Origin of the sequence: Streptomyces sp. NPDC091972 (genome assembly GCF_044756385.1) — a bacterium.
GTDB lineage: Bacteria > Actinomycetota > Actinomycetes > Streptomycetales > Streptomycetaceae > Streptomyces.
In genome coordinates this window covers 197,135-210,685 of the sequence record NZ_JBIVSV010000007.1, presented here as the reverse complement: position 1 = coordinate 210,685, position 13,551 = coordinate 197,135, and the positions used below count along the sequence as shown (strand labels likewise).

The 13,551-nt window shown below is 71.1% G+C and carries 15 protein-coding genes; 7 read left to right on the top strand and 8 right to left on the bottom strand.

The annotated features are described in order from the left end of the window. Positions 1–68 precede the first annotated feature (68 nt). Together ACIQJT_RS22450 and ACIQJT_RS22445 are read right to left on the bottom strand one after the other, a co-directional pair. Positions 69–326, bottom strand: coding sequence for a WhiB family transcriptional regulator (locus tag ACIQJT_RS22450; protein ID WP_006142322.1), 258 nt, complete (start codon positions 324–326; stop codon positions 69–71). Positions 327–646: 320 nt separating this feature from the next. Continuing rightward, positions 647–1,615, bottom strand: a complete 969-nt coding sequence (locus tag ACIQJT_RS22445) for a diacylglycerol/lipid kinase family protein (protein ID WP_402646051.1) — start codon at positions 1,613–1,615, stop codon at positions 647–649. 169 nt (positions 1,616–1,784) lie between these two features. On the opposite strand from ACIQJT_RS22445, the gene ACIQJT_RS22440 reads away from it, so the two are divergent. Continuing rightward, entirely contained in the window at positions 1,785–2,234 is a 450-nt protein-coding gene (locus ACIQJT_RS22440; protein ID WP_365463036.1) for a hypothetical protein, read from the top strand. Positions 2,235–2,337: 103 nt separating this feature from the next. On the opposite strand, the gene ACIQJT_RS22435 is transcribed toward ACIQJT_RS22440, so the two are convergent. From ACIQJT_RS22435 to ACIQJT_RS22425, 3 genes are all read right to left on the bottom strand, one after another. Next, complete coding sequence (locus ACIQJT_RS22435) at positions 2,338–3,483, bottom strand: RNA polymerase sigma factor SigF (protein ID WP_402646047.1); 1,146 nt, start codon at positions 3,481–3,483, stop codon at positions 2,338–2,340. 17 nt (positions 3,484–3,500) lie between these two features. Next, the gene (locus ACIQJT_RS22430; protein WP_006136266.1) at positions 3,501–3,914 is read right to left on the bottom strand and encodes an anti-sigma factor; all 414 of its coding nucleotides are present in this window, start codon (positions 3,912–3,914) and stop codon (positions 3,501–3,503) included. Positions 3,915–4,173: 259 nt separating this feature from the next. Next, positions 4,174–4,434 carry a UBP-type zinc finger domain-containing protein gene (locus ACIQJT_RS22425; RefSeq protein ID WP_402646044.1) on the bottom strand — a complete coding sequence of 87 codons (261 nt, stop codon included), beginning with the start codon at positions 4,432–4,434 and terminating at the stop codon, positions 4,174–4,176. An 85-nt stretch (positions 4,435–4,519) separates the two neighbouring features. On the opposite strand from ACIQJT_RS22425, the gene ACIQJT_RS22420 reads away from it, so the two are divergent. Next, positions 4,520–6,118, top strand: a complete 1,599-nt coding sequence (locus ACIQJT_RS22420) for a Na+/H+ antiporter (RefSeq protein ID WP_365463045.1) — start codon at positions 4,520–4,522, stop codon at positions 6,116–6,118. A gap of 11 nt (positions 6,119–6,129) precedes the next feature. Here ACIQJT_RS22420 and ACIQJT_RS22415 read toward each other — a convergent pair whose 3' ends face one another. Together ACIQJT_RS22415 and ACIQJT_RS22410 are read right to left on the bottom strand one after the other, a co-directional pair. Continuing rightward, positions 6,130–7,023: a 1-aminocyclopropane-1-carboxylate deaminase/D-cysteine desulfhydrase gene (locus ACIQJT_RS22415; protein WP_402646041.1), complete on the bottom strand. Its 894-nt coding sequence runs from the start codon at positions 7,021–7,023 to the stop codon at positions 6,130–6,132. Positions 7,024–7,045: 22 nt separating this feature from the next. Next, entirely contained in the window at positions 7,046–7,636 is a 591-nt protein-coding gene (locus tag ACIQJT_RS22410) for an N-acetylmuramoyl-L-alanine amidase (protein WP_402646039.1), read from the bottom strand. A gap of 311 nt (positions 7,637–7,947) precedes the next feature. Here ACIQJT_RS22410 and ACIQJT_RS22405 point away from each other — a divergent pair, with 311 nt between their 5' ends. From ACIQJT_RS22405 to ACIQJT_RS22395, 3 genes are all read left to right on the top strand, one after another. After that, a complete protein-coding gene (locus tag ACIQJT_RS22405; RefSeq protein WP_365463054.1) occupies positions 7,948–9,354 on the top strand; it encodes a family 2B encapsulin nanocompartment shell protein in 1,407 nt (468 codons plus the stop codon). A 167-nt stretch (positions 9,355–9,521) separates the two neighbouring features. Next, positions 9,522–10,697, top strand: coding sequence for a family 2 encapsulin nanocompartment cargo protein polyprenyl transferase (locus ACIQJT_RS22400; protein ID WP_402646036.1), 1,176 nt, complete (start codon positions 9,522–9,524; stop codon positions 10,695–10,697). 167 nt (positions 10,698–10,864) lie between these two features. Continuing rightward, positions 10,865–11,470, top strand: a complete 606-nt coding sequence (locus ACIQJT_RS22395; protein ID WP_402646034.1) for a GNAT family N-acetyltransferase — start codon at positions 10,865–10,867, stop codon at positions 11,468–11,470. Positions 11,471–12,002: 532 nt separating this feature from the next. On the opposite strand, the gene ACIQJT_RS22390 is transcribed toward ACIQJT_RS22395, so the two are convergent. Further along, positions 12,003–12,593: a TetR family transcriptional regulator gene (locus ACIQJT_RS22390; protein WP_365463062.1), complete on the bottom strand. Its 591-nt coding sequence runs from the start codon at positions 12,591–12,593 to the stop codon at positions 12,003–12,005. 116 nt (positions 12,594–12,709) lie between these two features. On the opposite strand from ACIQJT_RS22390, the gene ACIQJT_RS22385 reads away from it, so the two are divergent. Both ACIQJT_RS22385 and ACIQJT_RS22380 read left to right on the top strand, forming a co-directional pair. Further along, a complete protein-coding gene (locus tag ACIQJT_RS22385) occupies positions 12,710–13,294 on the top strand; it encodes a dihydrofolate reductase family protein (protein WP_365463064.1) in 585 nt (194 codons plus the stop codon). A 38-nt stretch (positions 13,295–13,332) separates the two neighbouring features. After that, the gene (locus tag ACIQJT_RS22380) at positions 13,333–13,530 is read left to right on the top strand and encodes a hypothetical protein (RefSeq protein ID WP_365463067.1); all 198 of its coding nucleotides are present in this window, start codon (positions 13,333–13,335) and stop codon (positions 13,528–13,530) included. Positions 13,531–13,551: the final 21 nt, after the last annotated feature.

The following is a 13,551-nucleotide window of genomic DNA, read 5'->3' as shown; positions in this document are numbered from 1 at the left end:
GGCTCGGGGGCGGGAGAAGCGTACGCGGTGTACGCGCCGCCAAGCTCAGGCTGTGCGGGGCGGGTGTGTCAGGCGGAGGCCTGACGGGCCCGGTTGCGGGCGGCACGGCGCTTCATGGCGCGACGCTCGTCCTCGCTGAGACCACCCCAGACGCCGGAGTCCTGACCGGACTCGAGCGCCCACTGCAGACACTGATCCATAACGGGGCAGCGACGGCAGACGGCCTTGGCTTCCTCGATCTGCAGCAGCGCAGGACCGGTGTTGCCGATGGGGAAGAAGAGCTCGGGGTCTTCCTCGCGGCAAACGGCGTTGTGACGCCAGTCCATGGCTGCTACCTCTCCTTGGTATTACGTGCAAGTGCTTGTGAATGTGAACGCTTTCACGAATCCCTCAACAAGTGAAGGGCCGATCACCGAGTCTTCCCCGGTGTGGTCCTGTGGATTGAAGAGGGGTTCCGGTGGTCTGTGGACGCCGGTGCTGCGGGCTGTCCCGACCGCCACGTAGAGACTCGCAAACCTCAGCGGCGGATACAACCCCTTCCGGAAAGTTTTTTTTGATTCCTCGGTGTCGACTAGGTCACAGCCGTACTTCCATGGGGTGGACCCTGGCCTAAACGTTCGAGTGAAAGGACTTTAGCCCCTTCTGCTCACACAATCACACGCAGTGCACGGCGTACGCCTGTGAACGTCACGCTCGTACGCAGTCCGAGGTGGTCGCCGTCCATCTGGAGGGGCAGAGGCACCTTCGAATGCAAGGTGAACTGGTCCAGGTCGTGCAGGGACACCGCGTGCTTGCCATGGGGGCCGCGCTCGGGGGACGAAGTGAGCAACTGGGTGCCATATCGGGCGATCGCGGTCGTCGTCATACGGCTGAGGCCGAGTACGTCGAGGCCCTTGTCGAACGAGGCCTTAGGCGACGCGTACATCGGGTGATTGCCCAGGAAAGTCCACGGAGAGGTGTTCGAGACTATGGAAAGGACCAGATCGGTCACCGGCTCCGCGTCCGGTCGTTCCACGGTGATCGTCCCGTGCCGGCGGTGCGTCTCGCCGAAGAACTGGCGCAGGGCCTGGCGGACGTAGAGAGCGTGTGTGGATTTCCTTCCGCGCTCGCGCTGCTGCTCCACGCGGCCGACCACGCCGGCGTCGAATCCGAGCCCCGCGTTGAAGGTGAACCAGCGTCCCGGCACGGCTTCGTCCTCGGTGCCGGGCGTGCCCGAGGTCAGACCCAGGCCGACCGTCCGCTCGCTGCCCTCGCGCAGGGCGTCCAGGAGGGCGCCGGTGGCCTCGACGGCGTCGTTGGGCAGGCCGAGGGCGCGGGCGAAGACATTGGTGGAGCCGCCGGGGACCACGGCGAGGCCGGGCAGGTGCTCGGGGTCGGGGCCGGCGTGCAGGAGGCCGTTGACGACCTCGTTGACCGTGCCGTCGCCGCCCAGGGCCACGACCAGGTCGATGTCCTTGCTCTCCGCCGCCTGCCGGCCCAGGTCACGGGCGTGGCCGCGGTACTCGGTGGTGACCGCTTCCAGTTTCATCTCGCTGGCGAGTGCGTGGATCAGGACATCGCGCGTACGTGCGCTTGTGGTGGTTGCCGCCGGATTGACCACGAGAAGTGCACGCATGGGTTGCAGCGTACCTACTGGGTGGTACCGGGCACAGGTCGAGGTAGGGATCACGTAAGACTTCGGTGCGTGAACCTTGCCACGGGGGCGTGGGGCAACCCGCGCGCGGGCGGGTGCGTCGCCCGCGCCTCACGGCGGGGGCTCCGGGGGCGAGGGCTACCCTTCAGGGGTGAGCAGCGAGCAGACTCCCACCGCCCCCGAGACCGCCGGTCCGCGCCCGCGGCGCCTGACGTACGCCGCCGCCCTGGCCGCCCTGGAGGGGCTCGCGCTCGTCGCGGGGGGTGTCTGGATGCTCGTGGAGGGTCTGGCCGGCGACCCGGACGACCGGCAGTCCGCCGTCACCGGGGGCATCACGCTGATCGTCCTCGCCCTGCTGCCGCTCCTCGCCGCGCGCGGGCTGCTCGCCCGGCGCAGCTGGAGCCGTGGCCCGGCGGTCATCACCCAGATCATGGCCCTGCCCGTCGCCTACAACCTCCTCCAGGCCGACAGCGTGGCGATCCCGGCGGGCATCGCCCTCGCGGTCGTCGCGGTGGCCGCGCTGGTCCTCCTGATCAACCCGGCGACGACCCGTGCGCTCGGGATCAGGGGCCCGGGACGGACGCAGGACGGCAAGCAGTAGCCGTACGGCGAAGGCGCGGCGCCTGATCCGCGGGCGGAGCGGCCTGCCGTCGGGGGGGACCCGAGCGGGTGCGCCGCACCCGGACGGGCAGGCCGGGTGCGGCCTACTCCTCCACCAGCAGCTTCTCCCGCAGCTGGGCCAAAGTGCGGGCCAGCAGGCGGGAGACGTGCATCTGGGAGATGCCGACCTCCTGCGCGATCTGCGACTGGGTCATGTTGCCGAAGAAGCGCAGGAGAAGGATTCGCTTCTCGCGCGGGGGCAGGTCCTCCAGGAGCGGCTTCAGCGACTCCCGGTACTCCACGCCCTCCAGCGCCTCGTCCTCCGCGCCGAGGGTGTCCGCGACCGCCGGGGACTCGTCGTCGGTGTCGGGGACGTCCAGGGACAGCGTGGAGTACGCGTTGGCGGACTCCAGGCCCTCCAGGACCTCCTCCTCCGAGATGGCCAGCTTCTCGGCCAGCTCGTGGACCGTGGGGGAGCGGCCGTGCAGCTGGGAGAGCTCGGCCGTCGCCGTGGTGAGCGAGAGCCGCAGCTCCTGGAGCCTGCGCGGGACGCGGACCGCCCAGCCCTTGTCGCGGAAGTGCCGCTTGATCTCGCCCACGACCGTGGGGGTCGCGTAGGTCGAGAACTCCACCCCGCGGTCCGGGTCGAAGCGGTCGACCGACTTGATCAGACCGATGGTGGCGACCTGGGTGAGGTCGTCCAGCGGCTCGCCGCGGTTGCGGAAGCGGCGGGCGAGGTGCTCGACGAGCGGCAGGTGCATCCGGACCAGCTGGTTGCGCAGCTCCGCGTACTCCGGGCTGCCGTCCTTCAGCGCGCGCAGCTCGACGAACAGGGCCCGTGCCCCGCTGCGGTCCTGTGGGTCGTGCCGCGGGACCGGCGTGTTGTTCGCGCCCGCCGCGCCGTCCTCTGCGTTTCGCTCGTGCTCGCTCATCGTCCCGCCCGTCGCCCTTCCACGAGCCCCCGCCTCCGTGGGGTCCGGGATGATCCCGGCCCGCCCTGCCGGAGGCGCACCCTGCACGGCACCTTTCCGATCGCGCTGACCGTCGTCCAGGAGGCCGGTCGCCGTCGTGTCGACGACGTCCTGCTCCGGATGCGGCCGGGCCTGCTCGGGGATGCCGTCGATGCCGTCCGCCGTACGACGGGAACCGCCGGGGCCGTCGTCACCCAGGCCGTCTGCGCCGCTCGGGCGGGGAGGACGGTGTCCGCCCCCGGCCGCCAGCTCCCGTGTGCCGCGCTCTTCGTCCCGCACCGGCCCGTCCCCGTTCCTCACGCCGGCCCGGGTCCCGCGCCGCGTTGTTTGTAGAGGCTGATCGAAACGGTCCTGTCCTCGTCCACGGCCGAGGAGACCTTGCCCGCGAGGGCCGACAGGACGGTCCAGGCGAAGGTGTCCCGGGACGGCGCGTGACCGTCCGTGGTCGGGGCCGAGACGGTGACCTCCAGCGAGTCGTCGACGAGTCGGAACACGCAGCTGAGCACCGAGCCGGGCACGGCCTGCTGGAGCAGGATCGCGCAGGCCTCGTCCACCGCGATGCGCAGGTCCTCGATCTCGTCGAGGGTGAAGTCCAAACGGGCCGCGAGGCCGGCCGTGGCCGTCCGCAGCACCGACAGGTAGGCACCCGCGGCCGGCAGCCGGACTTCCACGAAGTCCTGGGTCGCGGGCTCGCCTGCGATCTGGGACACCCTCACCTCCAAGGTGGTACAAGCTTTACGGGGGCCGAGGGTCGCCCCCCGGAGTAACGCGACGTGTGGTTCAGCGGTGACGCTACCGCGCTCTCGACTTTCCTGTCCCCGGGACCCCAACCCCTGCCGTTACTCACAGTAAAACTGTGGACACGCTCCGTGTCTAGGGGTTTGCGGCTCCAATTGGGAAGAACGCGCGCCGGGTTGACGTACCCAGACGTCAGACGGTCGAACCGTCCTGGAACCCGGGCGTCCAGGGTCACACAAGGACGTGGTCCACGAAGCACCAACGCCAGTTCTCACCCGGCTCGAAGGTCCGCATCACGGGGTGCTCGGAGTCCTTGTGGTGCTTCGTCGCGTGTTGTCCCGGCGAGGAGTCGCAGCAGCCGACGTGACCGCAGGACAGGCACAGGCGCAGTTGAACCGGGTGGGTACCGTCCCTCAGGCACTCCGGGCACGTCTCGCTGAGCGGCTCGGGCTCCGGGTGCGGCAGCGCGTCGGCGTGCGTGCACTGTTTCATGATTGCCAGGTTACGACGGCCGCGCGGGCGGCCGCGCGGAAAAAGAGGGCGGGCGCACGACGATGAGCGAGGGCGGGCGAGAGTCATGGACGTGATGCCACTGCTGTTGCTGGTGGCGGGGAGCGCGGCGGTCGCCGCGGCCGCCCGGCGGACCCCCGTACCGGCGCCGCTGCTGCTGGTCGCGGCCGGACTGCTGGTCTCGTACGTGCCCGGGGTCCCCGGGTACACGCTCGACCCGGACGTGGTCCTGCCCCTCATCCTGCCGCCGCTGCTGCACTCCGCGGCCACCGACAGCTCCTATCTCGACCTCCGGGCCAACATGCGGCCCGTGGCGCTGCTGTCGGTGGGATACGTGCTCTTCGCGACCATCGTCGTCGGCTGGGCGGCCTACCAGATCGTGCCCGGGCTCTCGCTGACCGGGGCACTGGTGCTGGGCGCGGTGGTGGCGCCGCCGGACGCGGTCGCGGCGACGGCGGTGGCACGCCGCGTGGGACTGCCCTCCCGGATCACCACCATTCTCCAGGGCGAGTCCCTGGTGAACGACGCGACCGCGATCACCGCCTACCGGGTCGCGCTCGCGGCCGCGATCGGCGAGGGCGCCACCTGGGCGGGCGGCATCGGCGAGTTCCTGCTCGCGGCGGTCGGCGGGGTGGTGGTCGGCCTGGTGCTGATGGTGCCGATCCACTGGCTGCGCACCCACCTCAAGGAGCCGCTGCTCCAGAACACGCTGTCCCTGCTGATCCCGTTCGTCGCCTACGCGGCGGCCGAGCAGTTCCACGCGTCCGGAGTCCTCGCGGTGGTCGTGGTGGCGCTCTTCCTCGGCCACCGCGCGTGGGAGGTCGACTTCGCGACACGCCTCCAGGAGGACGCCGTCTGGAAGATGGTGGCCTTCGTCCTGGAGTCGTCGGTGTTCGCCCTCATCGGGCTGCAACTGCCCGTCGTGCTGAAGGGTCTCGGGGAGTACGAGGGCGGCAGCGCCGTCTGGTACGCGGTCGCCGTGTTCCTCGTGGTCGTGGCGTCGAGGTTCGTGTGGGTCTACCCCGCGACCTTCCTGCCGCGCATCCTGTCCGCGCGGATCCGCGCGCGTGAGGACAACCCCACCTGGAAGGCGCCGTTCGTCATCGCCTGGGCCGGGATGCGGGGCGTGGTCTCGCTGGCGATCGCCTTCTCGATCCCGGAGCACCTGCACGGCGGCGAGCCGTTCGAGGGCCGCAACCTGATCCTCTTCCTCACCTTCACGACGGTCATCGGCACCCTCGTCGTCCAGGGCGTCACCCTGCCCCCGCTGATCCGCCTGCTGAAGCTCCCCGGGCGCGACCGGCAGGCGGAGACACTCGCCGAGGCCAACGCCCAGGCGCAGGCCTCGCGGGCCGCCGAACGGCGCCTGGACGAACTCCTCTCCGACGAGCGCAACACCCTCCCGCCGCCCCTCGCCGACCGCCTGCGCACGGTCCTGGAGCGCCGCCGCAACGCCGTCTGGGAGCGTCTCGGCCAGTCCAACCCGCTCACCGGCGAGACCGTCGACGACACCTACCGCCGGCTGTCCAGGGAGATGATCGGCGCCGAGCGCTCGGTGTTCGTGAAGCTGCGGGACCTGCGCTACATCGACGACGAGATGCTGCGGACCCTGTTGCGCAGGCTGGATCTGGAGGAGGCGGCGGCCTACCGGGAGGCGGCCGAGTAGGGCGGGCCGGATCAGGGGAAGGGACGACCCGTGACCACCGCCGCCAGCGTCGCCCCGCGCGGGAAGGCGCCCTCCTCGGCGAGGGCGGTCAGTCCATAGAGCAACTTGGCGACATAGAGACGTTCCACGGGCACGCCGTGGCGGTCCTCGAAGTCCACGGCGAAGGCGTCCAGTTCGGGTGCGGTGCGGGCGTAACCGCCGAAGTGGAAGCGGTCGTCGAGTGCCCAGTCGCCGCGCGTGCCGCCGAAGGCCTGGTGCTGGAGCGCCCTGGTGTCGGCCGTCAGGAAGCCGCCCCTGAGCACCGGTATGCCCAGGGCGCGCTGGTCAGGGGCGAGTCCGGCTGCCAGGCCCGCCAGGGTGCCGCCGGTGCCGCAGGCGACCGCGACGACGTCGGCCCGCCCCGCCAGCTCCTCCCCGAGTGCGCGGCACCCCCGCACGGCGAGCGGGTTGCTGCCGCCCTCCGGGACGACGTACGCCTCCGCGGCGTCCGCCGCGCGCAGCACGCGCGCGAGGACGTCCGGTTCGGCCTTGCGGCGGTACGTCGACCGGTCGACGAAGTGCAGCCGCATGCCGTCGTCCGCACACCGGGCCAGGGAGGGGTTCAGGGGGCGGTCGGCGAGTTCCTCACCGCGGACCACGCCGACCGTGGGCAGGCCCAGGAGACGGCCCGCGGCGGCCGTGGCCCGCAGGTGGTTGGAGTAGGCGCCGCCGAAGGTGACGACGGCACGGCCGGCGGCCGCGGTGAGGTTCGGCGCCAGCTTGCGCCACTTGTTGCCGACGAGTTCGGGGTGGATCAGGTCGTCGCGCTTCAGCAGGAGGCGCAGGCCGCGCCGGGCGAAGCGGGGGTCCGACACTTCCTGCAGGGGTGAGGGAAGGCGGGGGCGCAGGGTGTCGAGGCCGGTCACGCCCCCATTGTGACCTGCGGGGTCACTTCAGGCGCTCCCGGATCCGGCTCCGCATCGAGGCCATCGTGAAGCCCCGCGGGTCCACCTTGCCCGGCTGCCACTCCAGGTGGCCGATGACCGACCGTTCCGTCCAGCCGTGGTGGCGGCACACCGCCGCGCAGACCCGTTCGATCGCCGTGAGCTGGGCCGCCGGCCAGGGATCCTCGCCGTCGCCGAGGTTCTCGCACTCGAAGCCGTAGAAGTGGCGGTTGCCGTCGGTGTTGGCCTCGTTGTCGGCGGGGAGTGCGTTCTCCGCGATCACCGCGCGCAGGACGTCGTCGTCGCCGAGACCGGCGTGGTTGGCGCGGCCGTAGCCGACGAGATGGACGGTGCCGTCCTTGGTGATGACGCCGTGGCACAGCGGGCCCGGTAGGCCGGTGTAGCCCTTGCGGCACAGCTCGACCGTCGCCGCGCTGCCCCGGGTCACCGTGTGGTGGATCATCACGCCGTGCACCGGGCCCCAGGCGCCGACGTGATTGCGGTTGTGGTGCTCCCAGTCGCCGACCTCGACGACGGTGGCACCCTCCGCCCGCAGGACGGCCAGGAATCTGCCCGCGGACATGGGTGAGGCCATGGCTCCCTCCTTCGCACTGCGCGCCGGCCACCGACCGCGGCCGGCCCTCACAGGTGCTTGTACCGAAAGCGGCGGCCTCCGACTCCTGGTCCGCACAGCGTGTGAGCCGATTCGGACAATCAAATTCCGTTACGGTCGCTCGAATTGACTGCACGTCAGGGTACGGGAAATGCGCATATGCCCAACCACGCGGTGATCCATGCCCCCTCTTTCGGGTAATAGCACCGGCACGCTCCGTGAGGAAGGCTTGCTCCTGCACACGATGCCCGGGCGAGATCGCGTCCGGGCATGTACCGGGAGGGCAATTCCTTATGTCGGTAGGCGAAGAGGTCCGCACCGAGCAGGACCGGCCGCAGCAGAGCCTCGGCACGGCGGCCGCGCGGAACCTGGCCACCACCACCAAGTCCGCACCCCAGATGCAGGAGATCAGCTCCCGCTGGCTGCTGCGCATGCTGCCCTGGGTGAACGTCCAGGGCGGTACGTACCGGGTGAACCGACGCCTGAGCTACGCCGTGGGCGACGGCCGGGTGACCTTCGTGAAGACCGGGGACCGGGTCGAGGTGATCCCCGCCGAGCTGCGCGAGCTGCCGGCGCTCAGGTCCTACGAGGACGACGACGTGCTCTCCGAGCTCGCCCAGCGCTGCCAGCAGCGGGAGTTCACCCCGGGTTCGGTGATCGCCTCGTTCGGCGGCCAGGCCGACGAGGTGTACCTGCTGGCGCACGGCCGGGTGGAGAAGGTCGGCACCGGCCCCTACGGTGACGACGCGGTGCTCGGAGTGCTCGCCGACGGCGCCTACTTCGGCGACCAGGCGCTCCTCGACCCGGACGCCATCTGGGAGTACACCGCCCGAGCGGCCACCGCCTGCACGGTCCTCGTGCTGCCCCGCCAGGACGTCGACCAGGTGGCGGAGCGTGCCGAGGATTTGCGCGAGCACCTTCAGCAACAGCGCGCGATCCCCTCGCAGCGCACCAACAAGTACGGCGAGAAGGCGATCGACCTCGCGGCCGGCCACGAGGGCGAGCCCGACATCCCGCACACCTTCGTCGACTACGAGGCCCGGCCCCGCGAGTACGAACTGAGCATCGCCCAGACCGTCCTGCGCATCCACACCCGGGTGGCCGACCTCTACAACCAGCCGATGAACCAGACGGAACAGCAGATCCGGCTGACCGTGGAGGCACTCAAGGAGCGCCAGGAGCACGAGCTCGTCAACAACCGTGAGTTCGGGCTGCTGAACAACTGCGAGTACGACCAGCGGCTCCAGCCGCACGACGGTGTGCCCAGCCCCGACGACCTCGACGAACTGCTCAGCCGCCGCCGCGGCACCAAGCTGCTGCTCGCCCACCCGCGTGCGATCTCCGCGATCGGCCGTGAGCTGAACAAGCGCGGACTGGTCCCCGAGACCATCGACGTGGGCGGCAACCGCATCCCCACCTGGCGCGGGGTGCCGATCTATCCGTGCAACAAGATCCCGGTCACCCCGGAGCGGACCACCTCGATCATCGCCATGCGTACCGGTGAGGCCGACCAGGGTGTCATCGGCCTCCAGCAGGCCGGCATCCCGGACGAGATCGAGCCGAGCCTGTCGGTGCGGTTCATGGGCATCAACGAACAGTCGATCATCAAGTACCTGGTGACGGCCTACTACTCGGCGGCCGTCCTGGTGCCGGACGCGCTCGGAGTCCTGGAGAACGTCGAGATCGGCCGGTGGAGGTGACGTTCCTGCACCGGGGAGCCGTGTCCCCGCCCGCCGGGGCGGGTACATCCCGGTCGGACACCGGGGTGGCGGCACCCCGGTCGGCCTCCGGAGTGGAGACACCCCGGAGGAGCGCGCCCGCCCACGGCGGAGGCGCCACCGTCCGCGGACTGACCGAGGGGGGTTCCATGGCCGAGTTCACGACGGGCACACAGGCATTGGCACAGGAAAGCACCGAGGCGCGGGCGCCGGCCACCGGGGGGAGGGAGGCGTCGGTCACCGGCGGGAGGACCACGGCGGGGCAGGCGGGCTCGCCCGACGGGTCCGGGACGCGTCCCCTCGACGGGCACGAGGCCGTCGCGATCCTGGAGCGGGTCCGGACGGTGGTCGACCCGGAGCTGCGGGCCGCGCTGGAGTCGTTGCCCCGCTCCCTGCGCCGGGTGGCGCTCTACCACTTCGGTTGGGAGGAGGCCGACGGCACTCCGGCCGCGGGCAACGCGGGCAAGGCGATACGGCCCGCACTCGTGCTCACCGCGGCCGCCGCTCTCGGTGGAGACCGGGCGCGGGCGGCGGCCGTCCGGGCGGCCGTGGCGGTCGAGCTGGTCCACAACTTCACGCTGCTGCACGACGACGTGATGGACCGCGACACCACCCGCCGGCACCGCCCCACCGCGTGGACCGTGTTCGGCGACGCCGACGCGATCCTGGCCGGGGACGCCCTTCAGGCGCTGGCGCTCCAACTGCTGGCCCAGGACCCGCACCCCGCGGCGCCGGCCGCCGCCGCCCGGCTCGCGGCCTGTGTCGTCGAGCTGTGCGAGGGCCAGCACGAGGACACCGCCATGCAGGGACTCGCTCCCGGCGAGGTCACCCTCGACCAGGTGCTCGTGATGGCCGAGGCGAAGACCGGGGCGCTGCTCGGGTGTGCCTGTGCGCTCGGCGCGCTGTACGCGGGCGCGTCCGCCGAGGACGTCGGGGCGATGGACGCGTTCGGCCGGGAGGCGGGGCTCGCCTTCCAGCTCATCGACGACGTGATCGGCATATGGGGAGACCCGAGCCGCACCGGCAAACCGGCCGGCGCGGACCTCGCCGCCCGCAAGAAGTCCCTCCCGGTGGTCGCCGCGCTCACCTCCGGCACCGCCGCGGCCGCCGAACTGGCCGAGCTGTACGCGGCCCCGTACGCCGGGGAGGACCTGGCGCGTACCGCCCTCGCCGTCGAGGAGGCCGGCGGCCGCGACTGGGCGCAGGTGCAGGCGGCCGACCGGATGGCGCGCGCGATGGGGCAGTTGGCCCGCGCGGTTCCCGACCCCGAGGCAGCGGGCGGACTGCTCTCCCTCGCGGAGTTCGTGACGCGGCGCACCGCCTGAGACCCCGGAGCGCCCGGCACCGCGCGGTCCTGACCCCGCGTGGCCGCCGGGGGTTCCGGCCGACGGGTCCCGCACATCCCCACGGTGTGCGGGGCCCGCTTCCGCATGCCCACCGGATAGTCTCAACACCCTTGTGTCCAACGGTGGTTGAGTTGAAGGGGTGGGACATGGGCGTGGCGATACGGACGGCCGGCGAAAGCGATCGCGAGCTGGTGACGCGGCTGCTGGACTCGGCTTTCCAGGACGATCCGGTCAGCGGATGGATCTTTCCGGGGGAGGAGTACCGCCGTACGACGCATCCCCGGCTGATGGCGGCGTTCGTGGACATCGTGATGGCTGAGGGGCGGGTGGATGTCACGGAGGAGGGGACCGCGTGCGCGTTGTGGCTGCCGGTTCCGGCGGACGGGGGCGACCAGCATGACGGCGAGGACGAGTTCGCCGCCCTGCGGGAGGCTCTCGATCCGGGCAACGAGCGCATCGAGCTGATCGGTCGCCTCACCGCCGAGGTCCATCCGGCCGGGCGGGCCCACGAGTACCTGTGGATGATCGGCGTCGCCCCCGAGCGGCAGGGGGAGGGACTCGGGACCGCGCTCATCGGATCGGTTCTGGAGCGCTGCGACCGGGAGGGGCTGCCCGCGTATCTGGAGGCGAGCAGCGCGAGGAGCCGAGGACTGTACGAACGGCTCGGGTTCGAGCTCCTGGAGCGGCCCCTCGACCTGCCGGAAGGCCCCCGGATGTGGCCGATGTGGCGCGAACCGCGCGCCGCGCGATAGGGGCGGGGGCACGCCCGGGACGGCAGAAGGGCCGACGTACGGCTGCGATCTCCTGGCCGTATCAGGGGGCCTGTTGGGTGGTCGCCGTGTCCTGGTCGGCTCGCGGGCGCGGGTCCTGCGGTTGCGGCGCCTCGATCGGCCGTGCGGTCGCGGCCCCCTGACCGGCTCCGAGAGGCCGGCAGCGCCTTCGCCGTCCCCTGGCTGCGCACGGAGGCACGACCGTGCCGTTCCCGCCCCTGGCCGGATCAGGAAGGTCAACGGCGTGGTCGCCGCCCACTGGCCGGCCCGGGGAGGTCGATCGATCGCCGTCGTCGTGCACTTTGTCGACTCACGGAGGTCGGCCGCGTAGTGCCGCCCCTGGCCGGTCCGTAAGGGCTTGGTCGCGGTCGCCGCCTGCTTCAGGCTCACGCAGGCTCGCCGCGCTCAGGATGCTGGTTGTGCGGGCAGGGCCTGCTGCGCCGTCCCAGGTAGGCCGCCCAGTGACCGCCCGTGATCGGATCAAGGAGCTCCGTCTCGCGAGCACCGCCCCCGGCTAACTCGCGGGCACGATCGCTGCCACGATCCGTTCGACCAGGCCCTCCGGGACCCCCACCCCCGGCAGTACTCCCTCCAGTGCGTCGGGCAGTGTCAGGTGTTCCAGGAGCAGTCCCAGCATCGCCAGGTAGAGCACGGTGACCGTCTCGGCGCCGCCCGGGAGGCCCGTCTCGCGGTGGAAGCGGATGCCCTCCTCCAGGTCCGCGCGGACCGACTTGGTGAAGGAGGCGCGGAGTTCGGGGCGGCGGGTGGCCTCCAGGCGCATCTCCAGCAGGGCCAGATAGCCCGTGCGGTCGTGGGTCGCGCGGCCCATCAGGTCGTGCATGAACTCCGCGACCAGGGACCGGTCCTTCGGCCGGGTCAGCAGTTCGGCGAACTTGTCGGGGTCCGGGGCCAGCCGGACGTGGAGACGGGTGTCGATCTGCCGCAGCAGGTCGTCGCGGTCGGTGAAGTAGTTCGAGGCCGTCCCCACCGGGACCCCGGCCTCGTTGTCGACCGCGCGGAACGTCAGCCCGCGCGCCCCCTCGCGGGCCAGCACCTCGACCCCCGCGTCCACGAGTGCGGCCCGGCGCTCCGGATTGCTGGCCATGCGGAATCTCCTTTCCCAGTTGATCCGACTTCGGAAAACATCTTGCAACCACTACATGTGAAGTACTACAACTGAAGTAGTTCACACCGAAGCGCAGCCTACGAGAAGAGACCCGCTTGCGAAAGCTCACGTACTTCATCGCCTGCACCATCGACGGCTTCATCGGCGACGAGAGCGGCGACGCGTCGTTCATGTACCGGTTCGTCGACGAGGAGTTCCTCGCCTACCTCACCGCCGAGTTCCCGGAGACCATCGCGGCCCAGGGCCGCAGGGCCCTCGGCATCCACGACCTGGAGCACCGGAGATTCGACACGGTCGTCCAGGGCCGCGGCAGCTACGAGGTGGCCCTGAAGGAGGGCATCACCAGGCCGTACGACCACCTGCGCGAGTACGTCGCCTCACGCACCCTCACCGAGTCGCCTGACCCGAAGGTCGAGATCATCCGCGACGACCTGGTCGGCAGGGTGCGCGAACTGAAGGCGGAGGACGGCGAGTTCGGCATCTACCTGTGCGGCGGCTCCCGGCTCGCGGGCGAACTCCACGCAGAGATCGACGAACTCGTCGTCAAGACGTACCCCGTCGTCCTCGGCGCCGGCATGCCGATGTTCGGCTCCGGTTTCCCCGTCACCGAGTTCACGCTCGACGAGGTGCGGACCTTCGGCAACGGCATCGTGGTGCGGACGTACGGCAGGAAGAGCTGAGGGAGGCGCCCGCGGCTCCTTCGGCCTACCCTGAGGACATGGGCAGCGATGAACACGTCTGTCCCGTTTGCGGACAGCCGGTCGAGACAGTCGTACGGCGTCACAAGACGCTGGGCGCGTGGGTCCCCGTGTGGACGGACGGCCCGTGCCGCAACCCGGAGTGCGAGGCGTACGCCGACAAGGCCGCCGAGCCCGAGGAGGACCACGGCGACGCACCCGCCGGAAAGGGTTCCTGAGCCCGGCCGGGCGGCGCGCAC